36 protein-coding genes are annotated in these 21,075 nt (G+C 51.4%); all 36 read right to left on the bottom strand.

Annotated features, from left to right (window positions below; translation table 11 throughout):
* Window positions 1-72 precede the first annotated feature (72 nt).
* Entirely contained in the window at window positions 73-945 is an 873-nt protein-coding gene (locus tag L9W92_RS07420; RefSeq protein ID WP_240083123.1) for a lipid II flippase family protein, read from the bottom strand.
* 563 nt (window positions 946-1,508) lie between these two features.
* Entirely contained in the window at window positions 1,509-1,901 is a 393-nt protein-coding gene (rpsI, locus tag L9W92_RS07415) for a 30S ribosomal protein S9 (protein ID WP_240083122.1), read from the bottom strand.
* Window positions 1,902-1,923: 22 nt separating this feature from the next.
* Entirely contained in the window at window positions 1,924-2,355 is a 432-nt protein-coding gene (gene rplM / locus L9W92_RS07410; RefSeq protein ID WP_240083121.1) for a 50S ribosomal protein L13, read from the bottom strand.
* Between the two features lie 161 nt (window positions 2,356-2,516).
* The gene (truA, locus tag L9W92_RS07405) at window positions 2,517-3,305 is read right to left on the bottom strand and encodes a tRNA pseudouridine(38-40) synthase TruA (RefSeq protein WP_240083120.1); all 789 of its coding nucleotides are present in this window, start codon (window positions 3,303-3,305) and stop codon (window positions 2,517-2,519) included.
* A 47-nt stretch (window positions 3,306-3,352) separates the two neighbouring features.
* Complete coding sequence (locus L9W92_RS07400) at window positions 3,353-4,147, bottom strand: energy-coupling factor transporter transmembrane component T family protein (RefSeq protein WP_240083119.1); 795 nt, start codon at window positions 4,145-4,147, stop codon at window positions 3,353-3,355.
* Window positions 4,144-5,028, bottom strand: a complete 885-nt coding sequence (locus tag L9W92_RS07395; protein WP_240083118.1) for an energy-coupling factor transporter ATPase — start codon at window positions 5,026-5,028, stop codon at window positions 4,144-4,146. Before L9W92_RS07395 ends, L9W92_RS07400 begins: the two co-directional genes overlap by 4 nt.
* Window positions 5,019-5,906 (bottom strand): energy-coupling factor transporter ATPase, encoded by an 888-nt coding sequence (locus L9W92_RS07390; RefSeq protein WP_240083117.1) that lies wholly within the window; start codon window positions 5,904-5,906, stop codon window positions 5,019-5,021. Before L9W92_RS07390 ends, L9W92_RS07395 begins: the two co-directional genes overlap by 10 nt.
* A 5-nt stretch (window positions 5,907-5,911) precedes the next feature.
* Window positions 5,912-6,250: a 50S ribosomal protein L17 gene (rplQ, locus tag L9W92_RS07385; RefSeq protein WP_240083116.1), complete on the bottom strand. Its 339-nt coding sequence runs from the start codon at window positions 6,248-6,250 to the stop codon at window positions 5,912-5,914.
* A 15-nt stretch (window positions 6,251-6,265) separates the two neighbouring features.
* Window positions 6,266-7,213, bottom strand: a complete 948-nt coding sequence (locus tag L9W92_RS07380; protein WP_240083115.1) for a DNA-directed RNA polymerase subunit alpha — start codon at window positions 7,211-7,213, stop codon at window positions 6,266-6,268.
* 89 nt (window positions 7,214-7,302) lie between these two features.
* On the bottom strand, window positions 7,303-7,929 hold the full coding sequence (rpsD, locus tag L9W92_RS07375) for a 30S ribosomal protein S4 (protein WP_240083114.1): 627 nt from the start codon (window positions 7,927-7,929) through the stop codon (window positions 7,303-7,305).
* A gap of 14 nt (window positions 7,930-7,943) precedes the next feature.
* Complete coding sequence (gene rpsK, locus L9W92_RS07370; RefSeq protein ID WP_240083113.1) at window positions 7,944-8,333, bottom strand: 30S ribosomal protein S11; 390 nt, start codon at window positions 8,331-8,333, stop codon at window positions 7,944-7,946.
* 260 nt (window positions 8,334-8,593) lie between these two features.
* Window positions 8,594-8,965 (bottom strand): 30S ribosomal protein S13, encoded by a 372-nt coding sequence (gene rpsM / locus L9W92_RS07365; RefSeq protein ID WP_240083112.1) that lies wholly within the window; start codon window positions 8,963-8,965, stop codon window positions 8,594-8,596.
* 23 nt (window positions 8,966-8,988) lie between these two features.
* Window positions 8,989-9,102: a 50S ribosomal protein L36 gene (gene rpmJ, locus L9W92_RS07360; protein WP_240083111.1), complete on the bottom strand. Its 114-nt coding sequence runs from the start codon at window positions 9,100-9,102 to the stop codon at window positions 8,989-8,991.
* A 109-nt stretch (window positions 9,103-9,211) separates the two neighbouring features.
* On the bottom strand, window positions 9,212-9,430 hold the full coding sequence (gene infA / locus L9W92_RS07355) for a translation initiation factor IF-1 (protein ID WP_240083110.1): 219 nt from the start codon (window positions 9,428-9,430) through the stop codon (window positions 9,212-9,214).
* 24 nt (window positions 9,431-9,454) lie between these two features.
* Entirely contained in the window at window positions 9,455-9,805 is a 351-nt protein-coding gene (locus L9W92_RS07350; protein WP_240083109.1) for a KOW domain-containing RNA-binding protein, read from the bottom strand.
* Window positions 9,806-9,873: 68 nt separating this feature from the next.
* A complete protein-coding gene (gene map, locus L9W92_RS07345; protein ID WP_240083108.1) occupies window positions 9,874-10,620 on the bottom strand; it encodes a type I methionyl aminopeptidase in 747 nt (248 codons plus the stop codon).
* Window positions 10,621-10,628: 8 nt separating this feature from the next.
* Complete coding sequence (gene secY, locus L9W92_RS07340; protein WP_240083107.1) at window positions 10,629-11,888, bottom strand: preprotein translocase subunit SecY; 1,260 nt, start codon at window positions 11,886-11,888, stop codon at window positions 10,629-10,631.
* Window positions 11,889-12,329 (bottom strand): 50S ribosomal protein L15, encoded by a 441-nt coding sequence (gene rplO, locus L9W92_RS07335; protein WP_240083106.1) that lies wholly within the window; start codon window positions 12,327-12,329, stop codon window positions 11,889-11,891. It lies immediately after the preceding gene.
* A gap of 68 nt (window positions 12,330-12,397) precedes the next feature.
* Window positions 12,398-12,583 (bottom strand): 50S ribosomal protein L30, encoded by a 186-nt coding sequence (gene rpmD / locus L9W92_RS07330; protein WP_240083105.1) that lies wholly within the window; start codon window positions 12,581-12,583, stop codon window positions 12,398-12,400.
* 204 nt (window positions 12,584-12,787) lie between these two features.
* On the bottom strand, window positions 12,788-13,288 hold the full coding sequence (rpsE, locus tag L9W92_RS07325; RefSeq protein WP_240083104.1) for a 30S ribosomal protein S5: 501 nt from the start codon (window positions 13,286-13,288) through the stop codon (window positions 12,788-12,790).
* 247 nt (window positions 13,289-13,535) lie between these two features.
* The gene (gene rplR, locus L9W92_RS07320) at window positions 13,536-13,904 is read right to left on the bottom strand and encodes a 50S ribosomal protein L18 (protein WP_240083103.1); all 369 of its coding nucleotides are present in this window, start codon (window positions 13,902-13,904) and stop codon (window positions 13,536-13,538) included.
* A 65-nt stretch (window positions 13,905-13,969) separates the two neighbouring features.
* Window positions 13,970-14,518 carry a 50S ribosomal protein L6 gene (rplF, locus tag L9W92_RS07315; protein ID WP_240083102.1) on the bottom strand — a complete coding sequence of 183 codons (549 nt, stop codon included), beginning with the start codon at window positions 14,516-14,518 and terminating at the stop codon, window positions 13,970-13,972.
* 45 nt (window positions 14,519-14,563) lie between these two features.
* Entirely contained in the window at window positions 14,564-14,962 is a 399-nt protein-coding gene (gene rpsH, locus L9W92_RS07310) for a 30S ribosomal protein S8 (RefSeq protein ID WP_240083101.1), read from the bottom strand.
* Window positions 14,963-14,983: 21 nt separating this feature from the next.
* The gene (locus L9W92_RS07305; protein WP_240083100.1) at window positions 14,984-15,169 is read right to left on the bottom strand and encodes a type Z 30S ribosomal protein S14; all 186 of its coding nucleotides are present in this window, start codon (window positions 15,167-15,169) and stop codon (window positions 14,984-14,986) included.
* Between the two features lie 75 nt (window positions 15,170-15,244).
* The gene (rplE, locus tag L9W92_RS07300; RefSeq protein ID WP_240083099.1) at window positions 15,245-15,787 is read right to left on the bottom strand and encodes a 50S ribosomal protein L5; all 543 of its coding nucleotides are present in this window, start codon (window positions 15,785-15,787) and stop codon (window positions 15,245-15,247) included.
* Window positions 15,788-15,909: 122 nt separating this feature from the next.
* Window positions 15,910-16,233, bottom strand: a complete 324-nt coding sequence (rplX, locus tag L9W92_RS07295; protein WP_240083098.1) for a 50S ribosomal protein L24 — start codon at window positions 16,231-16,233, stop codon at window positions 15,910-15,912.
* A 51-nt stretch (window positions 16,234-16,284) separates the two neighbouring features.
* The gene (rplN, locus tag L9W92_RS07290; RefSeq protein WP_240083097.1) at window positions 16,285-16,653 is read right to left on the bottom strand and encodes a 50S ribosomal protein L14; all 369 of its coding nucleotides are present in this window, start codon (window positions 16,651-16,653) and stop codon (window positions 16,285-16,287) included.
* A gap of 42 nt (window positions 16,654-16,695) precedes the next feature.
* Entirely contained in the window at window positions 16,696-16,959 is a 264-nt protein-coding gene (gene rpsQ / locus L9W92_RS07285) for a 30S ribosomal protein S17 (protein ID WP_240083096.1), read from the bottom strand.
* Window positions 16,960-17,022: 63 nt separating this feature from the next.
* A complete protein-coding gene (gene rpmC / locus L9W92_RS07280) occupies window positions 17,023-17,226 on the bottom strand; it encodes a 50S ribosomal protein L29 (RefSeq protein ID WP_240083095.1) in 204 nt (67 codons plus the stop codon).
* On the bottom strand, window positions 17,216-17,647 hold the full coding sequence (rplP, locus tag L9W92_RS07275) for a 50S ribosomal protein L16 (RefSeq protein WP_240083094.1): 432 nt from the start codon (window positions 17,645-17,647) through the stop codon (window positions 17,216-17,218). Before rplP ends, rpmC begins: the two co-directional genes overlap by 11 nt.
* A 2-nt stretch (window positions 17,648-17,649) precedes the next feature.
* On the bottom strand, window positions 17,650-18,345 hold the full coding sequence (gene rpsC, locus L9W92_RS07270; protein ID WP_240083093.1) for a 30S ribosomal protein S3: 696 nt from the start codon (window positions 18,343-18,345) through the stop codon (window positions 17,650-17,652).
* Window positions 18,345-18,692: a 50S ribosomal protein L22 gene (rplV, locus tag L9W92_RS07265; RefSeq protein WP_240083092.1), complete on the bottom strand. Its 348-nt coding sequence runs from the start codon at window positions 18,690-18,692 to the stop codon at window positions 18,345-18,347. The genes rpsC and rplV overlap by 1 nt, the downstream gene beginning before the upstream one ends.
* 46 nt (window positions 18,693-18,738) lie before the next feature.
* Window positions 18,739-19,023 (bottom strand): 30S ribosomal protein S19, encoded by a 285-nt coding sequence (rpsS, locus tag L9W92_RS07260; protein ID WP_240083091.1) that lies wholly within the window; start codon window positions 19,021-19,023, stop codon window positions 18,739-18,741.
* A gap of 265 nt (window positions 19,024-19,288) precedes the next feature.
* The gene (gene rplB / locus L9W92_RS07255) at window positions 19,289-20,113 is read right to left on the bottom strand and encodes a 50S ribosomal protein L2 (protein ID WP_240083090.1); all 825 of its coding nucleotides are present in this window, start codon (window positions 20,111-20,113) and stop codon (window positions 19,289-19,291) included.
* Between the two features lie 41 nt (window positions 20,114-20,154).
* A complete protein-coding gene (gene rplW / locus L9W92_RS07250; RefSeq protein WP_240083089.1) occupies window positions 20,155-20,442 on the bottom strand; it encodes a 50S ribosomal protein L23 in 288 nt (95 codons plus the stop codon).
* Complete coding sequence (gene rplD, locus L9W92_RS07245; RefSeq protein WP_240083088.1) at window positions 20,439-21,062, bottom strand: 50S ribosomal protein L4; 624 nt, start codon at window positions 21,060-21,062, stop codon at window positions 20,439-20,441. The genes rplW and rplD overlap by 4 nt, the downstream gene beginning before the upstream one ends.
* Window positions 21,063-21,075: the final 13 nt, after the last annotated feature.

Genomic DNA, 21,075 nt, shown 5'->3' with positions numbered 1-21,075 from the left:
CTCCTAAACCACAACTCCCAAGCTTTTGACTCTCGCTCCTTATCTCCTGACTACTGACTGCTGACTACTGGATTATGCGATCCACCTGGTCAATATTTGCAGCCCGTTTGCGACCGGTACAAAAATAACCTGACTGAACAGGGTTCCGAACAGGTTGGACAACGCCAGGTAGAAAATTATTTGCTTCAATTCCAGTTCATCCTGCTCTCCCGCCGCCACCGCGTCGGTAACCTTGGCCAGGACCGGGTCCACCATCATCACATTAAGCACAATTGAGGCGTTTCCCACTATTGACGCCATCAGCACCGCGGTGGAGCGGTACTCGGGATAAAGAGCGCCGGCATAAAGCCCGGATAAAACATTGGCGGTCCACAGGCTGTAGCTAGCCAGATTCCAAACCAGAAAAGCGCCGGGAGTGGCCATTTTTCTAAATATTATTTTTTTCAGCGTACGCAGTGAGGTGAACCGCAGCCGGAGAATACCGCCGCCGGGCCTGAAGAAAGAAAACAATACCAGCGGTATTACTCGAAAAACTGAGCCTGTCCGGCCGAAGGCCCTGATTGAGTTGGAAAATGACGTTACAAAGCTGGGGATAAGTAAAATGCCCAGAGTAGTCCCCACAGTGGCACCGAGGATGACAAAGCGCAGCTTTTCGTTTAAACCCGCCAGCGCCTCCTGGTAAACCAGCGTATCGGTAACAGCAGCGCCGGGTTCTGCCGACAGTGACCGGTCATAGGCTTGATCGATAATTTGTTCCACGGTTGAAGCCAGCAGCGGCGCCTGAAGCGTATTGGCAAAACTTGCCGCCAGGTAGACCACGCCGAAAAGCGAAATGGCAGTGGCCAGGTGACCTGTGCGAACACCGGCGAGGCGGGACGAGCGGGTCAGCGTATTTATTAAATTAATAAAAATCGTCAATAAAAAGACTAATAGCAAACGTTCCACTTGAGCCTCCAAAGTCATCTCAGAAACTGGTAACTTATTACATCATAACATAATGAATAGTTTATAAGCAATCGGACCTTAAGGCGTGTCATTTTAAGGTTCATAATTGGTTTTTATGAAGGCGAAAAGGAATAGGTATTCACCTCTTTCAACAGTAGTATTCGAAAAGGCTTGACTTGCCGGACCGGGTGTTTATCCGAAGCGACGCGGAGCACTGGATGCGGTTTTTATAGCGCGTGCAGGCATGCAGAAAAGCTCAAATAGACGCGTAGGCAGCTTATAGCAGTCTGGTTTCAGCGGTTGATAAAACGATGTTATTTAGGTAACATGAAAACTGCGAAGAGAGCGGAGGATAATCCCGGTCCGCCTACCTAAAATATTTTTCGAACACGGTCATATTTCAACAAGGGGACACTAAACTTTGTTGTTCCTAAGCAAGAACGAATTCACCTGTTCACAATTTTCGAAAATCGCAATGTCCTAAATGAAAAAGGAAGGTTAACCTTCCTTTTTTGTAGACTATGGTTCTATTATTAATAAGCAAAATAACACACGAATTGTATTTAACGTTTTGAAAATTGAGGCGCGCGGCGGGCTTTCTTCAAGCCGTATTTCCGGCGTTCTTTCATCCGCGGATCCCTGGTTAAAAAACCGGCTTTCTTCAACATGGGACGAAGATTGGGATCTGCCTGAACGAGCGCGCGGGCAATACCCATTTTTATCGCTCCCGCCTGGCCGCTGATACCGCCGCCCAAAACCTTGGCCTGAATATCAAACCGTCCCGCTCCGCCAATCAGTTCAATCGGCTGGCGGACGATCATTTCCAGTGTCCGCCGGCCGAAATATTCGCTTAAAGGTCTTTTGTTAATGGTCACATTACCTTCACCAGGCAGTAAAAACACCCTGGCTATAGCATTTTTCCTCCGTCCGGTACCGTAAAACATCACTTGAGCCATTTTGTCGGTTCCTCCTTCTCTGTTACATCTGCCAGGCTTCAGGCTTCTGCGCTTGATGAGGATGCTCAGGGCCCTTGTATACTTTAAGCTTCCTGCCCATATCCGCACCCAACTTGTTATGAGGCAGCATTCCCTTGATGGCCTTTTCCACCGCGAGTTCAGGCCTTGTTTTCATCAAGGTGCCGTAACTGACTACTTTCAGGCCGCCGGGGTAGCCGGAGTGCCTTATGTATTTTTTGTTGGCAAGTTTATTGCCGGTCAACACAATTTTCTCGGCATTGATCACTATGACAAAGTCACCGGTATCGACATGGGGAGTAAAGTCAGGTTTATGTTTTCCACGCAGAATCCGTGCCGCTTCAACGGCCAGCCTGCCGAGAACCTTGCCTTCAGCGTCCAGAGTATACCACTTGCGTTCTTTTATCTCAAGAGGTTTAGCCATGTAGCTCTTCATTAAAAATACCTCCTCAAAATAAGGCAAAAAGTAAAACAAACTATGCCGCTTTTCAACGGACGGGGCTAATGAACCGTCAAAAAACCACGTATTACAATATAACATAAAGCATTTCCAGTGTCAAGTTAAACAAGGTCAAAACTGACAGATATAAAAACCAGTCAATCGACAGCGGCATACGGTTTGCCAATCATGGCTTCCGCCGCCGGATACTCTACTTTTTCCAAACACAAACCCCTGGCCGGGAGGGTGGGACCGCCTTTCAGGCTGTCCAGGCTTGCCAGGATGCCGGCCACTTCGCCTGCCGCCAGTTTCCCCAGACCCACCCGGAGCAAGGTGCCGGAAATCATGCGGGCCATGTGGTAGAGAAATCCATCCGCCCGCAATATTATGTAAACGAGATCACCCTCGCTTGCCACCCGCGCCTGGTAAAGCGTGCGCACCGTCGTTTTAACCGGCGTGCCCAGGGCGCGAAAGGCGCTGAAGTCGTGCCTTCCCTCCAAATAGCCGGCTGCTTCCCGCATGGCGTTAAAGTCCAGCTGTTTGGGCACATGGTAACTGTACAGGCGGTGGAAAGGGGAATGCCATTTTCCGTGATAAACTGTGTAGCGATATGTTTTAGCGATGGCGGAAAAGCGCGCGTGAAACGACACCGGCACTTCTTCCGCGTCCAAGGCCACGATATCCCGCGGCAGCAAACTGTTCAGGGCGTATGCCGTCCGCTCCGCCGGCACGGGCCAGCCATCTGCCGCGAAACTGATTACTTGCCCGCGGGCGTGCACTCCGGCATCCGTCCTGCCGGCGCCGCTAACCTGAACAGGCCTTTGAGCCAGCTGGAACAGCCGCTCTTCCAGAACGCCCTGCACCGTTTGAAACCTTGTGCCGCGCTGCTCCTGGAATCCATGGTAATTGGTGCCGTCATAAGCTATCGTAACCTTAATATTGCGCATATTATCCTCAAATTAACAGCTACAGTGAAATGTTCGCTTGAATTGCTTTATGTATATCTAAGCCAAACCGTTATGGCAAGGATCGCGAAGGTAATGAGCAGCGTCATATAATCCTCCGGTTTCAGCGTCAAACTGTGCATTCTCGTCCGGTTGGCGCCGCCCCGGTAGCAGCGCGCCTCCATAGCCACGGCAAGTTCCTCGGCGCTGCGCAGCGCCCCGGCGAAAAGCGGCACGAACAACGGCAACAAACCTTTCACCCGGTCCATCGCCCCGCCTGAACCAAACCCGGCGCCGCGGGACCGCTGGGCTTTGGCAATTTTATCAGCCTCATTCAGCAAGGTGGGAACAAAACGCAAGGCTATAGTCATCATCATGGCTAATTCATGGGTAGGCACCCCGACCCGTCTAAGCGGAGCAAGGATACTTTCCAGCGCGGCGGTGAGGTTTACCGGGGACGTAGTCAGAGTAAGCAGAAAAGCGATTAAAATCAGCAATACCAGTCTTAAAAAAATCTGGCCGCCCCCTGCCAGACCCTCCTTGGTGACTTTTAAAAACCCCAGCCCGAACCATACTTCCCCCGGCGTCAACAGTGCCTGGAGAAAAAATGTAACCGCCAGCAGCAGCCAAATCGACAACAAGCCCCGAAAAAAAATCTTCGCGGAAATCCCCGTGAGAATCATGGATAAAAAAACAAATCCGGTCAACAGAGCGAACTCATACCATGAGGCGATGATAAAAACCGCAATTGCCGTCGCGATTACACAAACAACCTTGGTCCGAGGATCAAGGCGGTGCAATAATGAGTTGCCCGGAACAAACTGGCCGATAGTAACGTTAATCATACGCCAGGCTGCCTCATTTCCATATTACGCTCCATGTTCAGTATCCTGGCAATTTCCACAACCGCTTCATCAATCGTTAGCAAATCAGCCCGCACCGGCAACCCGCGGGCCTGCAGACGGAGCATTAATTCTACCGTCGCCGGAACATCCAGCCCCAGGGCGCGCAGTTCTTCAGTCTTGTTGAAAACCTCCCGCGGCGGCGCCTCCATGGCCAGGCGGCCTTTATGCAAAACGGCTACCCGGTCTGCCCAGCGGGCAACCTCCTCCATGTTGTGGGTAACCAGCACCACTGTTATCCCCCGCTCCCCCCGGAGCCGGTCAATACGTTCCATTAACTGCCTTCTGCTCACCGGGTCCAGGCCGGCGGCCGGTTCATCAAGCACCAACACTTCCGGGCGCAAGGCCAGCACACCGGCAATGGCAGCTTTCCTGCGCATGCCGCCGCTCAGACGGAACGGGGATGTCCGCCCTACTTCCTCCGGGTCCAGGTCAACCAGTCTCAACGCGTCAATGACCCTTTCCCTGACCTCGGCGTTGTTTAAGCCCAGGTTTCTCGGGCCGAAAGCCACATCGTCAAAAACAGTTTCCTCAAAAAGCTGGTGCTCGGGCTGTTGGAAAACCAGCCCCACCCTGTGCCAAAGTTCCCGGCGCAATCCTTTATTTGCTACGTCAATACCGCACACCCGCACATTTCCGCCGGTGGGCGCCAGGATGCCGTTAAAATGCTGGACCAGGGTGGACTTGCCGGAACCGGTCGCCCCAACCAGCGCGTAAAACTCGCCTCTTTGGATTTCCAGCGACACACTATCCAGCGAGGTTACTTCAAACGGTGTGCCCCTGGAGTAAACATGAGTAAGATTTTCGACCTTAATTACCGGCATAGGTACGCCACCATATCCTTAATAGTGAGAATACCATCAGGCACTAAAAAGCCCCGCCTTCTCAGGCGACAGGCAATTTTAGCCGCAACCGGCAACTCTAACCCCACATTCCGCAGCAACTGTTCCTCCGCGAACACCTCGGCCGGGGTTCCCGCCAGCACAGACCGGCCGGAGCACAAGACCATTACTCTATCCGCCACGGCGGCTTCTTCCATGTAATGAGTCACCAGAACCACAGTGACGCCGTTGGAACGGTTTAAACGGAGCAGGGTATCCATAAGTTCCCGGCGGCCGGACGGGTCAAGCATGGAGCTTGGCTCATCCAGGACCAGGCAGTCCGGACGCATTGCCAGCACACCGGCGATAGCCAGCCGCTGTTTTTGACCGCCGGAGAGCAGATGCGGAGCATGGTTCCGGTATTCCGACAGCCCGGTTAAAACCAGGGCCTCATCTACTCTGGCCCGCACCTCCGGCGGGGGCAGTCCCAGGTTCTCAGCGCCGAAGGCTACGTCTTCTTCCACCAGCGAGCTGACGATCTGGTTGTCGGGGTTTTGAAAAACCATCCCCACTCTCTGCCGGATTTCCCATAAATATTCCCCCTGGCGGGTGTCCATCCCATCCACCAGGACCGTACCCTCAAAAGGTGTGAGCAGGGCGTTAAAGTGCCTGGCAAGGGTAGATTTCCCCGACCCGTTGGGACCGACCAGAGCAAGGAATTCGCCTTTATATACATCCAGGTCCACACCATGCAAAGCCGCCTGCTCCGACTGGCCGCCGCGGTTGTAGAAATATGTGAGGCCTTTGACCCTGATATAAACCGCGCCTTCACGGGAACGGCCGCGCGCCGCTTGCTTTCCGGGCAGAGCATTACTAGACATGCAGGTTAAATCAGCTCTAAAATAACCGCTTTAGCGGCGTCGCCCCGGCGGTAGCCAACTTTGACAATCCTGGTATAGCCGCCCGGGCGGTCCGCATATTTCGGCGCGATTTTATCAAACAGTTTGCGCACCACATCTTCTTCATAGAGGTACGCCAGCGCCTGGCGCCTGGCTGCGAGGTCGTTCTGCTTGGCGGTAGTAACCAGCCTTTCGGCGATACTTTTTACTTCCTTGGCCCTGGCTTCAGTGGTATTTATCCGCTCGTCCCGGAAGAGGGATGTGACCAGGTTTCTTAACATAGCCTTCCTGTGGCCGGTGTTTCTTCCTAGCTTCTGGTAGCCCACTCTCAAATCCCTCCCTTATTCATCGCTTTTTTTCAGCAATAACCCCAGTTCGTGTAATTTATTGACTACCTCTTCCAGAGATTTTTTCCCCAGATTTCTTACTTTCATCATATCGTCTTCGTTGCGCTGGATTAACTCCTCAACCGTGTTAATCCCAGCCCGCTTCAGGCAGTTGTAGGAACGCACCGATAAATCCAGCTCTTCAATGGTCATTTCCAGGATCCTATCCTTTTGCTCCTCTTCCTTTTCCACCATGATCTCCACATCGCTGACCGTTTCCGTCAATCCGATAAACAGACGCAAATGTTCGCTCATAATCTTGGCTGAAAGGCTGACTGCCTCGTCAGGTCTGATGCTCCCGTCGGTCCAGACTTCCAATGTCAGCTTGTCGTAGTCCGTAATCTGGCCGACCCGGGTGTTCTCCACATTATAATTGACCTTGCTCACCGGTGTAAAAACTGAATCCACCGGAATCACGCCGATAATGTGTTCATTCTTTTTATTACGCTCCGCGGAGACGTAGCCCCGTCCTTTGGAGACGGTAATATCCATGGATAAACTGGCATTATCGGACAGAGTGGCTATCACCAGATCGGGGTTTAATATTTCCACATCGGAGTCACAGACGATATCCCCGGCTTTCACCACACCGGCGTCCTCAGCTTCTATGCGCAGAGTCTTTTCTTCATCGCTGTAAAGTTTCAGGCTGAGACTCTTGAGGTTTAAAATAATGTCCGTGACATCCTCCACAACCCCCGGGATGGTTGAAAATTCATGAAGCACTCCGTTAATCTTAACAGAAGTAACAGCTGCGCCCGGCAATGAGGAAAGCAGGATGCGGCGCAGGGAGTTCCCCAGAGTAATGCCGTAGCCTCTTTCCAGTGGCTCCACTGTAAACTTGCCGTAAGTGTAATCGTCGCTCATTTCTACAACTTCAATTTTCGGTTTTTCAATTTCAAGCACGGACGTTTCCCTCCTATTGGCGGTTGGTGGTTGGCGGCTGGTTAACACCCGGCAACCGACTGCTCACGACCAACGGCCAAAATGGCCTCCTACCTGGAGTATAACTCAACAATCAGGTGCTCCTGAACGGGAGCGTCGATCTGATCCCTTGCCGGGAGCGCCACTACGCGGGCGATGGCCTGGTCGGCCTCAAATTCAAGCCATGCGGGAGGAGTGCGCTCGGCAGCCCTCTCCAGCAGCTCTTTCACTCTCGGCGATTCCTTGCTCTTTTCCCGGACGGTAATTACATCGCCCACGCGGAGCGAATATGACGGTATGTTCACTTTACGGCCGTTAACCATAAAATGTCCATGCCGCACAAGCTGCCTGGCTTCGTTCCGGGATGCCCCGAGTCCCAGGCGATAGACTGCGTTGTCAAGCCGCCTTTCCAATAAGCGGAGCAGATTTTCACCGGTAACACCCGGCTGCCGCTCGGCTCTCACGAAGTAGCGCCTGAATTGGCCTTCCAAAATGCCGTATATCCGGCGCGCTTTTTGTTTTTCCCTTAATTGCAGGCCGTACTCCGAAACTTTCTTTCGTCCCTGGCCGTGCTGACCGGGAGCGTAAGCCCTGCGGTCAACGCCACATTTGGTTGAGTAACAACGGTCGCCTTTGAGGTATAGTTTCAGTCCTTCCCGGCGACATTGCCGGCACACTGCTTCAGTATATCTCGCCATACCAGCACACCTCCTTAAACTCTCCGGCGCTTGGGCGGCCGGCAACCGTTATGAGGAATCGGGGTTACATCTTTAATCAAATTGACTTCCAGCCCCGCCGCCTGCAGAGAGCGGATAGCCGCCTCACGGCCGGCGCCGGGTCCTTTAACCATTACCTCCACTACTTTCAGGCCATGCTCCATGGCCTCTTTAGCGGCATTTTCAGCCGCCATTTGAGCCGCGAACGGAGTGCTTTTCCGGGAACCTTTAAAGCCCACGCCTCCGGCGCTGGCCCAGGATATCGCATTTCCCCTGGTATCGGTAATGGTTACTATGGTGTTATTAAAAGTAGATCTGATATGCGCAACACCAGATTCGATATTTTTGCGTTCACGTCTTTTCGTTCTGGTTACGCGACGCGCCATTTAATAACCTCCTTAATTTAATGGATTTAATAGATTTTTTCGTTCATCAAGTTTGCTCAGATTATCCGCTTGATCGCATGGCGTAGCGCTTACCCACAGGCTAGCGCGTTCGCCCCCCGGATCTGCCAAACTCACCAACTCAGCCGGCTTAAAACTGCTGCCCCGCTTTTTTCGGGAACGGCTAAGCTAAACAACAATTTAATCCTAAACCGCCCTCCAGGTAAGCGCCACGCCACACTGAGCCAACCTTAACACTCATGCTACTTTTTCCTGCGCACGCCGACAGTCTTACGCGGCCCTTTACGGGTCCTGGCGTTGGTCTTGGTCCGCTGCCCCCGCACCGGCATGCCGCGGCGGTGCCTTAACCCGCGGTAGCAGCCAATTTCAATCAGACGCTTGATGTTCAAGGCTATCTCCCGGCGCAAATCACCTTCCACTTTGTGGTTCTTTTCAATAATTTCACGCAGCTTGTTGATTTCATCCTCAGTCAGATCCTTCACCCTGGTATCAGGGTTGACATTTGTCTGAGACAGGATTTTTTGGGACGTCGGCTTACCAATGCCAAAAATATAAGTAAGGGCAATCTCGACCCGTTTATCCCTCGGCAAGTCTACGCCTGCGATACGTGCCATAAATTATTCAACACCTCCTGGTATTACCCTTGGACCTGTTTATGTTTGGGGTTCTCACAAATCACCATAACTTTGCCCTTCCTGCGAATGATCTTGCACTTTTCGCAGATGGGCTTGACGGATGGCCTCACTTTCATCGCAAACCCTCCATTTCGGTCGTCTGTAGTCGTTGTCGGGTTAATTGTTGAAATCCGGATTCGCCGAATTCTTTTTTAATTCTTTTATTCTGACTTCTGACTCCTGACTTTACTTGTATCGATAAATAATACGCCCGCGGTTTAAATCATAAGGCGAGAGTTCGACTGTCACCCGGTCACCGGCCAAAATCCTGATAAAGTTCATCCTAATCTTGCCGGAAACATGCGCCAGCACTTTATGGCCGTTCTGGAGTTCCACACGGAACATGGCGTTTGGCAGCGGTTCGATGACAGTACCTTCAGCCTCGATAACATCTTGCTTTGACATTAGGTATCTGACCAACTCCTTATCTTAAAATGAACACTCGTTAAAGTTTTTCACTAGACTCTTGAGCTCCTCGCGAATATCCGCGTTGGTTATCCTTTTCCCTTTTTCCGCTTTGCTCGATAACTCACCGGCAATAACTTCATGAATATGCAAGTGTTTGATATTTTTATATTTGGGATTTTCCACTTTTCGCCCTTCCCCGTCCGCAACGCACACCCTGGATAGACTTTCGCAACCTATCACCAGATAATATCTGCCTCTATCGCGGCCTTTTGTCGAGCTAACCAAGTGCCCGACCTGTAAAGCGTCCCGGTCGCCGTATTTCCGGCTGAAAACGATATTGCCACTATTATCATCAGGCACCGACTGAGACATCTATTTCCTTCCTTTCATCATCTGGAAAACAGCTACCGGCAATCAGTACTTTTCTTTAATTATCGTAGTCATAATATGGTCAGTATCTCCGGTTTGTCATCCGTAATGGCAACAGTATGTTCGAAATGGGCTGAAAGCTTTGCGTCCAAAGTTACTACCGTCCAGTTGTTTGTAAGAGTCCGCACTTCAAAAGTGCCCATATTGATCATCGGTTCGATCGCTAATGTCATTCCCGCTTTCAGTCTGGGGCCTCTGCCGGGCTTGCCGAAATTCGGAACCTGCGGGTCCTCGTGCGGGCTGCTGCCTATTCCATGCCCGACATAGTCACGCACTACCGAATAGCCATAGCCTTCGGCACAAGTTTGTACGGCATTGGATATATCTGATAGCCTGGCGCCTTCCCTGGCATGCTCAATTCCCTTATAAAGGGATTCTTCCGTCGCCTTTAAGAGCCGCATGGCATCGCTGCTTACTTCTCCCACCGGAACGGTAACGGCGCTGTCTCCATAGTATCCGTTTACTTCCGCCCCAATGTCGATACTAATAATATCTCCACTCACCAGCTTCCTTAAACTGGGAAACCCGTGCACAACTTCTTCATTCACTGAAGCACAGATGCTGTAGGGGAAACCGTATAACCCCTTGAAAGCCGGTTTGGCGCCGGCTTTGATAATATAGTCCTCCGCCAGCCGGTCCAGTTCCCTGGTCGTTACCCCAACCCTAACGGCACTGGTGAGTTCCGCCAGTGTTTCGGCCACAACCCGCCCGGCGTCTCTCATATAGGAGAGTTCTTTTTCGGATTTACAGGTAATCATATGCCCACCTACTTAATAAACCCCTGGTAACTGCGCATCAACATGTGCGATTCCAATTGCTTCATCGTGTCCAGCGCCACCCCGACCACAATCAGCAGCGCGGTGCCGCCGAAATAGATATTTGGTATCTGGGTCGCCATCAGTACAAAGTTCGGCAATATTGCCACCAGGGCCAGGAAAATGGCTCCGGCCAGGGTTATCTTGTTCATCACCCGGCTGATATATTCCGCCGTCGGCCGCCCGGGGCGCAACCCCGGGATAAAACCGCCGTATTTTTTGATATTATCCGCCATATCTGACGGGTTCATGATGACGGCGGTATAAAAGAAAGTGAAGCCGATAATCAAAAGAGCGTAAATAACCGTGTGTGAAACTGTTCCCCACCCGAACCACTTCGAGTAGAACGCCGCGATTGCTTCGTTGGAAAAATATTTCACGAGCGTTTCCGGAAACATCAACAGTGACGAGGCGAAAATTACCGGTATAACACCGGCCTGATTGACCCGCAGCGGCAGGTGGGTTGTCTGTCCGCCGTAAACCCTGCGTCCAACCACCCGCTTGGCGTACTGCACGGGTATGCGCCGCTGCCCTTCCTGAACCATAACCACACCGGCGATCACCAGACCCCCGATGACGACAAGCAGCACAAGACTCAAGATGTTAATTGTACCCGCGTCTAAATAAGCCATAATTCTTTGTAAACCTGAGGGAACCCTTGAGACAATACCCGCGAAAATCAACAGCGAAATACCGTTGCCAATCCCTTTTTCAGTAATTTGTTCACCCGTCCACATCAGGAAGGTGGTCCCGGCGGTAATGGTGACGGCAGTCATTAAATAAGTCGCCGGACCGGGATGATAAAGCGAACCACCGACTCCGACCACCATGCCGATACCCTGGATAAACGCCAGTACCACGGTAAGGTAGCGGGTGTACTGGGTAATTTTCTTGCGGCCTTCTTCGCCTTCTTTACTCAGACGCTCCAGGTGCGGAATGACCACTGTCAGGAGCTGCATAATAATTGAAGCGTTGATGTAAGGCATAATACCCATGGCAAAAACAGAAAAATTCTTCAGCGCGCCGCCGGAAATCACATCAAAGAATCCGAAAATAGCGCCGCTGCTAACCAGCTCGGCAAATTTTTCCGAATTCACCCCGGGCACGGGAATATGAGCGCCCAGCCGGAAAACAAAAATCATACCAAGGGTGTAAAGCAGCTTTGTCCTCAATTCAGTAGCTTTCAGGGCATTCGCAATACTTCCCAGCAATTAAATCACCTCAGCTTTGCCGCCGGCGGCTGTGATCTTTTCCTCAGCCGACTTGCTGAAAGCTTGGGCACATACGGTTAGAGATTTTTCCAGCTTGCCGTTGCCAAGTATTTTCACACCGTCACCGATCTTTTTGATCAAGCGGGCGTCAAGCAAAGTATCCGGAGTCACGGTAACACCGTCCTCAAACCGGTTAAGCGCCGCTACATTGACAGCGATAATTTCCTTGGCAAACTTATTATAGAACCCCCGTTTCGGCATGCGACGCTGCAGTGGCATTTGCCCGCCCTCAAACCCGGGACGCACACCTCCGCCGGAGCGTGACTTTTGCCCTTTATGGCCGCGGCCGGCGGTCTTGCCCAAACCGGAGCCGATCCCTTGACCCTTGCGGGTGGGTTTAGGTCTAGCCCCTGGAGCCGGCCTTAGTTCATGCAGTTTCAAGATGACACCTCCTTAACATTCCTTACGGACCTGCGCTTCTCAGTCCCGCTTGTCTAAATTCGCGGGCCTTACGCTCCGGCTTCCTCGACTTTCAACAAATGCGCAACCTTATTAATCATACCCCTGATTTGCGGAGTGTCTTCGTGGATTACCGACCGGCTTACTTTGGTCAGACCCAGGGTCCGCACTGTAACCCTCTGCTTTTCCGGCCGGCCGATCAGGCTCTTCACCAGGGTTACCTTCAACTTGGCCACAACATTCCCCCCTTTTCTTGAGAGAGCATTACGTTACCTTTCAGTTCAACCGGGGACATCAGGTGTGAGGTGTGTCCCCCTCCAATCGGGGACATTCCTTCACTCGCCTGCTCTAATAGTAGCTAGTGTTCCAGCAGGCCACGCTCAGGAGCAATCCCTCTGTACTTTATACAACACAGGAAGGTGTGTCCCCATTCCTATTTTTTACCCCAGCAGTTCTTCCACCGTTTTATTTCTCAGCCGGGCCACATCCTCCGGAGTCTTCAGACTCTTCAGCGCATCCATGGTGGCACGGACCATGTTGTTAGCATTGTTCGAACCCAGGGACTTGGTAAGTATATCGTGCACTCCGGCCAACTCCAGGATCGCCCGGACCGGACCGCCCGCAATCACACCGGTGCCCGGCGCCGCCGGTTTCAGCAAAACTTTACCGGCCCCGAAATGCCCGGTAACTTCATGGGGAATGGTTGTTCCGGAAAGGGGTACTTTTATTAATGATTTCTTCGCGTCTTCAATGCCCTTGCGGATAGCCTCGGGAACCTCACCCGCTTTGCCCAGACCGGCGCCGACATGACCGTCGCTGTCGCCCACTACCATCAGAGCGGAAAAACTGAATCGCCGTCCGCCTTTTACGACCTTGGCCACCCGGTTGATATACACTACTTTTTCGGTTGTTTCCAGTTTGCTGGCGTCAATCCTCGCCATCTATTTCCCTCCTTTCTCATCGGGGACATTCCTTCACCGACCCGCCCTATAAGTAACTGGGATTCCAACAGGCCGATTTTAGGAATATTCCCTTCCAGATTTACACTCTACTAGAAGGTTTATCACCATTCCGCTCGGGGACATTCCTTCACTCGCCTGCTCTAAGAGTTACTATAGCATCAACAGGCCACCTAAAGGAGTATTCTCTTCGGACTTTTACCACACAGGAAGGTGTGTCCCCATTCCGCTAAAACTCCAGTCCGCCTGCCCGCGCGGCGTCAGCCAGGGCCTTGATCCGGCCATGGTAAATATAGCCGGCGCGATCAAATACCACCACTTTGATTCCTGCCTCAACTGCTTTTTTAGCCAGCAAATCTCCTACCGCAGCGGCTGCCGCTAAGTCGCCGCCATTTGCCAGTTTGCCTTTCAGCTCCGGTCCCAAGGTGGACGCGGCCACTAGAGTTACACCGCGTTCATCATCAATGATTTGGGCGTAAATATTTTGGATGCTGCGAAACACGTTCAGCCTGGGCCGGCCGGCAGAACCGGTTATTTTCTTGCGCACCCTGAAGCGCTTTTTTGCCCGCAGGGCCTTACGGTCGGGTTTATTCAGCACTTAGGAATTCACTGCCTTTCTAAAAAGTAATAAATAAATTATCCGTACTTACAGACTGCCAATCTCTACTTCTTGCCTTTGCCGCCGGCCTTGCCGACCTTGCGCCGGACCCTTTCACCTTCGTACCTGACGCCTTTCCCTTTATATGGTTCCGGTTCACGTACAGCACGAATGAACGCCGCCATGGCTCCCACTTTTTCCTTGTCGATACCCTTCACACTGATTCTGGCCGGCGCCGGAACTTCAATTACCAGTCCCTCTTGCGGCTCAATCTCCACCGGGTGTGAATAACCCATGGCCATTACGAGTTTGTTGCCTTGTTTGGAGGCGCGGTAACCAACGCCGACCAATTCCAGGTTTTTCTGAAAACCGACTGTTACTCCCACCACCATGTTGTTAACAAGAGTACGTGTCAAACCGTGCAATGACCTGTGCTGTTTATTGTCAGAAGGACGTTGGACCAATAATTGTCCCCCCTCGTATTTCACAACCATGTCCCGGTGCAGCTCTCTTTCCAACTGCCCCTTGGGGCCTTTAACCCGTATCCGGTTCCCGTCGATCTGCACATCAACACCTGCGGGTACCGGTACCGGCTGTCTACCAATCCTGGACATAAATTACACCTGCCATCCTAATTGTATTCAAGCACATGGTATTAATTACCACACGTAGCAAACTACCTCGCCGCCAAGTCCTTCTTTACGCGCCTTTCTATCGGACATGAATCCTTTAGAGGTGGAAATAATAGCTATTCCGAGACCGCCTAAAACTTTCGGCACATTATCTTTCCTGGCGTACACTCTTAAACCTGGCTTTGATATGCGCTTGAGACCGGTGATCACCCGTTCCTTATTAGTGCCATATTTAAGATAAACCCGGATAATCCCCTGCTTTCCGTCGTCTACAAATTCGCAATCCTTAACAAAGCCTTCATCTTTCAATATATTAGCGATTGCTTTTTTTACCTTGGAAGCAGGCGCCTCTACTTTATCATGATAAAATGTATTGGCGTTCCGGATTCTGGTCAAGAAATCTGCAATAGGATCGGTCATAACCACGCGAAACTACCTCCTTCCTGATCACCAACTGGCTTTGCGGATTCCTGGAATTTCACCTTTATACGAGAGCTCCCGGAAACAAATCCGGCAAATCTCAAACTTTCTCATGTAGGCGTGCGGACGCCCGCAGATTTTGCATCTATTGTGTCCGCGCACCGTAAACTTCGGCGCCCGCATAGCCCTTAAAACCATTGATTTTTTAGCCACCAACTTGCCTCCTTTTCGTATTTGGTAGCCGGTTGCCCGTAGTTTTCTACTACTGACCACTGACCACTGTAACTCTTATGCCGCCCGGAACGGCATGCCCATTAATCCCAACAGTTCTCTCGCCTCTTCGTCCGTTTTCGCCGTAGTCACAAAAATGATGTCCATGCCGCGGATTTTATCTATCTTGTCATAATCAATTTCCGGAAACATAAGCTGTTCACGAACACCCATGCTGTAGTTGCCGCGCCCGTCAAACGATTTGGGCGAAATGCCCCGGAAGTCACGCACCCTTGGCATCGCTATGTTAAAAAGCTTGTCAACAAACTCATACATGCGTTCGCCGCGCAAAGTAACCTTTGCGCCGATGGTCATACCGGCACGCAGCTTGAAGGCCGCGATAGATTTCTTCGCTTTAGTCGTAACAGGTTTTTGTCCGGTAATAATCATCAAGTCGTTTAACGCGGCGTCGATTGCTTTTGAATTCTGAATCGCCTCGCCCACGCCCATGCTAACAACCACTTTTTCCAGCTTGGGAACCTGCATGATATTTTTATACGCAAACTTTTTGATCATGGCGGGCACTATATCGTTCTTGTACTTGTCTTTTAATCTGGACATCTTAAACTACCTCCCTTCTCGGCAATCGGTTGTCGGTTCTGCAATCAGCTGCTTTTTTGAAATCACCATTGGGGTTTTCCCTTATTCCGACTCCTGACTACCGACTACTGACTACTGATCACTTATATCGCTTCTCCGCATTTTTTACAGACACGTTCTTTTTCCCCGTTTTCAAGCACCTTCTTGCCGACCCTGGTTGGGGTGTTGCACTTATTGCAGAAAAGCATCACGTTTGAGCTGTGTATGGGGGCCTCTTTTTCCAATATACCCCCTTGCGGCAGTTTCTGGGTAGGCTTGGAGTGGCGTTTAACAATATTTACCCCCTCGATGATTAGCTTGTTTTTAGCCGGTATGACTTCCAGAACCTTGCCCTTCTTCCCCGCGCTTTTACCAGTGACCACCAATACTGTGTCTCCTTTGCGGACGTGGATCTTGGGTTTTACCATATATTTTGTGTCACCTCCGAACTCACCGTCAATATTTAAAGATAGCCGGCGCTAGAGCACTTCCGGCGCCAGAGAAACAATCTTCATGAACTCACGGTCTCTCAATTCCCGGGCCACCGGACCAAAAATACGCGTTCCCCGCGGACTCTTGTCATCCTTGATAATAACAGCGGCGTTTTCGTCAAACTTGATGTAGGACCCGTCCGGGCGCCTGACTTCTTTTTTCGTGCGGACCACCACGGCCCTTACCACATCACTTTTCTTAACAACGCCGCCTGGCGTGGCTTCTTTAACGGAACATACAACGATGTCGCCCACACCTGCATAGCGCCGCAACGATCCGCCCAAAACACGGATGCACATCAGCCTGCGCGCCCCGGTGTTGTCAGCAACGTTGAGCAAAGACTGTACTTGAATCAATGCTGCAACCTCCTCACACTTACTACTTACGACTATCAACCGTTAAATCTGTTTGCCTCGCTCCAGGATCTCAACTACACGCCACCGCTTTTCTTTCGACAGCGGCCTGGTTTCCATAACTTTCACCTTGTCGCCGATCCTGCAGGAGTTTTCTGCGTCATGCGCTTTGAATTTACGGGTGCGCCGAATGATGCGCTGGTACCTGGGGTGTTTGACCAGGGTTTCAACAGCCACAACCACGGTCTTTTCCATTTTATCACTTACCACCCTGCCGGTAAGAACCTTGCGCAATCCACGTTGTTCCATCCATAATACTCCTTCCTGAACATATCCCTTGTGAGCCTGGCACCTTAAATCCTGACGCTGTTCTTACGCCCGTTGGATTCCCAACTCACGCTCGCGAATTACCGTCTTGACACGCGCGATCCTGCGGCGGATTTCCTGCAGTTTCATCGGGTTATCCAACTGCCCGGTGGCCATTTGAAATCTCAATTTAAAGAGTTCATCCTTGGAGTCGTCCAGCTTTTTATAAAGCTCGGAATCCGTCAACTCTCTAATATCCTTAGTTTTCAACGACTGCACCTACTTCCCCGCGCTTCACAAATTTAGTTTTAACCGGTAGCTTGTGAGACGCCAATCGCATCGCTTCACGGGCAACTTCTTCGGAAATGCCCGCCAACTCAAACATAATCCGTCCCGGCTTGACAACAGCAATCCAATATTCCGGTGTACCCTTGCCGGAGCCCATCCGGGTCTCAGCCGGTTTGGTGGTAATTGGTTTATCAGGAAAAATTCTGATCCAGACCTTGCCGCCACGCTTGATATAACGCGTCATGGCAATACGGGCCGCTTCTATCTGCCTGTTGGTTATCCAGGCCGACTCCAGAGCCTGAAGGCCAAATTCACCAAAACTGACATCTTTGCCGCCTTTAGCCCTGCCGGCTATTCCGGGGCGGTGCTGTTTGCGGTATTTAACCCTTTTCGGTATAAGCATCCCTATACGCCTCCTTCACCAGGTGCGGCCTTTCCTCCCCTGGCCGGGGTTTTTTCTGCATCTTTGACTGCCGGTAAAACTTCTCCTTTATAGATCCATACTTTAATGCCGATTTTTCCGTAAGTGGTGTTCGCTTCGGCAAAACCGTAATCTATATCGGCGCGCAAGGTATGAAGAGGAACCTTGCCTTCGCTGTACCATTCGCTGCGGGCAATTTCAGCGCCGGCCAAGCGGCCGCCGCACGCGATCTTGATCCCTTTCGCCCCCATTTTCATGGAGCGGTTGACCACTTGCTTCATGGCCCTTCTGAACGCAATCCGTTTCACCAGTTGGGAGGCCACATTTTCAGCCACGAGTTGGGCGTCCACCTCAGGGATCTTGATCTCCACGATATTTACACTGACCTGCTTAGCGGTGATTCGTTCAAGCTGCTTGCGCAGGTTCTCCACTTCCATACCGCCCCGTCCGATGACAATGCCCGGCTTGGCGGTGTGGATAAACACTTTAATCCGGTTGGCCGCCCGCTCTATCTGGATGCGCGAAACGCCTGCCACGAAAAGCTTCTTTTTGATAAACTTGCGTATTTTCAGGTCCTCGTGCAAGAGGCCGGCATAGTTTTTCTTGTCGGCAAACCACTTGCCTTCCCAGTCCCGGATAATACCAATCCGCAGGCCCTTGGGATTTACCTTCTGCCCCACTAAGATCTACCCTCCTTTTTGTCACCCACCACAACTGTTATGTGGCTGGTACGTTTGCGTAAAACATCTGCGCGGCCCATGGCCCGGGCCTGGAACCGCTTTAATGTAGGTCCTTGATCAACATAAGCCGCGGTTACGAACAACTCATCCTTATCGGCCTGCTGATTGTGTTCGGCGTTGGCGGCGGCGGATTTAACCACCTTTGTTACCGCCCCCGAGGCCCGTTTGGGTGTATATTTTAAGATAGCAAGGGCCTCCTGAATTTTCTTGCCCCGGATCAGGTCCACTACTATGCGCACCTTTCGCGGGGAAATCCTTATAAATTTGGCTGTGGCCTTAGCTTCCACAGGCTGTTTACCCCCTTCGTTAAGATGCCGGAAATGAAAACGGCTTCTACTTCAGTGCTGTAGACCTTTCCGTATGGTGACCGTGTCCTCGAAAAAGCCTGGTAACGGCAAATTCCCCCAATTTGTGCCCAATCATATCTTCGGTTATATATACCGGGATATGCTTGCGCCCATCATGCACGGCTATGGTGTGCCCGACCATTTGGGGAAAGATGGTTGAGCGCCTGGACCATGTCTTGATCACTCTTTTTTCGCCTGAATCATTCATGGCCTCTATTCTATTGAGAAGCCGTTCTTCGCAATACGGCCCCTTCTTTAATGACCGGCCCAAAATTGCAGCCTCCTTTCACACTCCATCGGGGACATTCCTTCACTAGCCTGCCTTAACAGTAACTGTTATTCAACACGCTATATGCAGGAATAATCCCTTCGAATTTATACGACCCTAGAAGGTGTGTCCCCTTTCCGCTGACGACATTCCTTCACTAGCCTGCCTTAACAGTAACTATTGCTCCACACGCCATGTGCAGGAATAATCCCTTCCGAATTTGTACACCCCTAGAAGGTGTGTCCCCTTTCCATATTTCCAACAGCCGCTATTTGGTTCTTCTTTTCACGATTAGCTTGTCGCTCGGTTTTCTTTTCCGGGTACGCGCGCCCAAAGCCGGCTTGCCCCACGGTGTAACAGGATTGCGGCCGATAGGCGAGCGTCCTTCGCCACCGCCGTGCGGGTGGTCAACCGGGTTCATCACAATACCCCGGACAGTCGGCCGAATGCCCATCCAGCGTTTCCGGCCGGCTTTACCTATTGTAATGTTTTCATGATCAACATTGCCTATCTGTCCGATAGTCGCGCGGCAGTCCAGCAATAAAAGCCGCATCTCACCGGACGGCATTCTTATATTGGCGTATTTTCCCTCTTTAGCCATCAGCTGTGCGGACCCACCGGCCGAGCGCACCAATTGACCGCCGCCGCCGGGGTGCAATTCGATATTATGAACTAATGTGCCAAGCGGAATATTACGTAACGGCAAACAATTCCCGGCCTTAATATCCGCGTCCGGGCCCGATACAACGGTTTGCCCGATGCTGATGCCGACAGGCGCAAGTATGTATCTCTTTTCACCATCAGCGTAATGCAGCAGAGCAATTCTGGCAGAACGGTTCGGGTCATATTCAACACTGGCCACCTTGGCCGGGATACCATCCTTGTTGCGTTTAAAGTCAATAACCCTGTACATCCGTTTGTGCCCGCCGCCACGGTGTCTTACTGTCAGCCTGCCGTACGCGTTGCGGCCGGCATTTTTCTTTAATGGTTCCAGCAAGGACTTTTCGGGTTCCGAACGGGTTATATCCTTAAATTCCGAAACGGTTACAAACCGGCGGCCCGGTGACGTCGGCTTAAAACTTTTAGTAGCCACAGGGATTCACCCCCTCAATAATTAATGTTATTACGGTAAAACTATATTCCCTCAAAAATCTCGATCCGGTCACCTTCTTTAAGGGTGACTATCGCCTTTTTTGTATCAGGCGTTCTGCCGGGAATCCTGCGGACCCGTTTGAGCTTTCCCTTAACGCGCATGGTATTTACTTTTTTCACTTTAACCTTGAACAAATTTTCGACAGCCTGCCGGATCTCCACTTTATTGGCTTTTAGATCAACTATAAAAGTGTATTTATTATCTTTCGATAAAGATGTGCTCTTCTCGGTAATAACCGGCTTCCTTAAAATATCGCGCGGATTTTTCATGGCGCGAGCACCTCCTCAACCCTGGCCACCGCGTCTTTGGTGATAACCAGCTTGCTGTACGCCAGGATGTCGTATACGTTGAGTCCGGTGGCATCAAGCGGCTTGATCCCCGGGATATTACGGGCGGACTTTGCCACTGTCTGATCGGCTTCCGCCGTTACCAGCAAAGCCTCGTTGACTTTGAGGTTATTTAATATATTAACCATATCCCTGGTTTTCGGCTGCTCCATCTGCAACTGATCCAGAACTAAAATATCACCTGAATTTACTTTAGAAGAGAGGGCTGATTTCAAAGCCAGTCTCCTCACCTTTCTCGGCAGGCTATACCGGTAGTCTCTGGGATGAGGTCCAAAAACGATCCCGCCGCCACGCCAGATTGGTGAACGGGTGGTGCCGTGACGGGCTCTGCCGGTGCCTTTTTGACGCCAGGGCTTGCGGCCGCCGCCGCTCACATCCGCCCTGGTTTTAGTGGCGTGGGTGCCCAGGCGACGGCCGGCCAACTGCATCACAACGGCATCATGCAAAACAGATTCGCTAACTTCAACACCGAAGACTTCATCTTTCAGCGTCAGTTCCCCGACCTGTTCGCCGCTAATATTGTACATTGCTACTGTAGGCATGAGTGTCCCCTTT

Origin of the sequence: Pelotomaculum terephthalicicum JT (assembly GCF_022410535.1) — a bacterium.
GTDB lineage: Bacteria > Bacillota > Desulfotomaculia > Desulfotomaculales > Pelotomaculaceae > Pelotomaculum_D > Pelotomaculum_D terephthalicicum.
The sequence above is the reverse complement of the archived record's forward strand: the minus strand, read 5'-3'. Positions and strand labels throughout refer to the sequence as shown.

Coding starts and splice junctions, on each gene's coding strand:
- rpsI (WP_240083122.1), bottom strand. CDS start 1,901: ATGGCTCAAGTGATGTTTTACGGTACCGGACGGAGGAAAAATGCTATA.
- rplM (WP_240083121.1), bottom strand. CDS start 2,355: ATGAAGAGCTACATGGCTAAACCTCTTGAGATAAAAGAACGCAAGTGG.
- truA (WP_240083120.1), bottom strand. CDS start 3,305: ATGCGCAATATTAAGGTTACGATAGCTTATGACGGCACCAATTACCAT.
- L9W92_RS07400 (WP_240083119.1), bottom strand. CDS start 4,147: ATGATTAACGTTACTATCGGCCAGTTTGTTCCGGGCAACTCATTATTG.
- L9W92_RS07395 (WP_240083118.1), bottom strand. CDS start 5,028: ATGCCGGTAATTAAGGTCGAAAATCTTACTCATGTTTACTCCAGGGGC.
- L9W92_RS07390 (WP_240083117.1), bottom strand. CDS start 5,906: ATGTCTAGTAATGCTCTGCCCGGAAAGCAAGCGGCGCGCGGCCGTTCC.
- rpsD (WP_240083114.1), bottom strand. CDS start 7,929: ATGGCGAGATATACTGAAGCAGTGTGCCGGCAATGTCGCCGGGAAGGA.
- rpsK (WP_240083113.1), bottom strand. CDS start 8,333: ATGGCGCGTCGCGTAACCAGAACGAAAAGACGTGAACGCAAAAATATC.
- rpsM (WP_240083112.1), bottom strand. CDS start 8,965: ATGGCACGTATCGCAGGCGTAGACTTGCCGAGGGATAAACGGGTCGAG.
- rpmJ (WP_240083111.1), bottom strand. CDS start 9,102: ATGAAAGTGAGGCCATCCGTCAAGCCCATCTGCGAAAAGTGCAAGATC.
- infA (WP_240083110.1), bottom strand. CDS start 9,430: ATGTCAAAGCAAGATGTTATCGAGGCTGAAGGTACTGTCATCGAACCG.
- L9W92_RS07350 (WP_240083109.1), bottom strand. CDS start 9,805: ATGTCTCAGTCGGTGCCTGATGATAATAGTGGCAATATCGTTTTCAGC.
- map (WP_240083108.1), bottom strand. CDS start 10,620: ATGATTACCTGTAAATCCGAAAAAGAACTCTCCTATATGAGAGACGCC.
- rpsE (WP_240083104.1), bottom strand. CDS start 13,288: ATGGCGAGGATTGACGCCAGCAAACTGGAAACAACCGAAAAAGTAGTG.
- rplF (WP_240083102.1), bottom strand. CDS start 14,518: ATGTCCAGGATTGGTAGACAGCCGGTACCGGTACCCGCAGGTGTTGAT.
- rplE (WP_240083099.1), bottom strand. CDS start 15,787: ATGTCCAGATTAAAAGACAAGTACAAGAACGATATAGTGCCCGCCATG.
- rplX (WP_240083098.1), bottom strand. CDS start 16,233: ATGGTAAAACCCAAGATCCACGTCCGCAAAGGAGACACAGTATTGGTG.
- rpsQ (WP_240083096.1), bottom strand. CDS start 16,959: ATGGAACAACGTGGATTGCGCAAGGTTCTTACCGGCAGGGTGGTAAGT.
- rplP (WP_240083094.1), bottom strand. CDS start 17,647: ATGCTTATACCGAAAAGGGTTAAATACCGCAAACAGCACCGCCCCGGA.
- rplW (WP_240083089.1), bottom strand. CDS start 20,442: ATGAAAAATCCGCGCGATATTTTAAGGAAGCCGGTTATTACCGAGAAG.
- rplD (WP_240083088.1), bottom strand. CDS start 21,062: ATGCCTACAGTAGCAATGTACAATATTAGCGGCGAACAGGTCGGGGAA.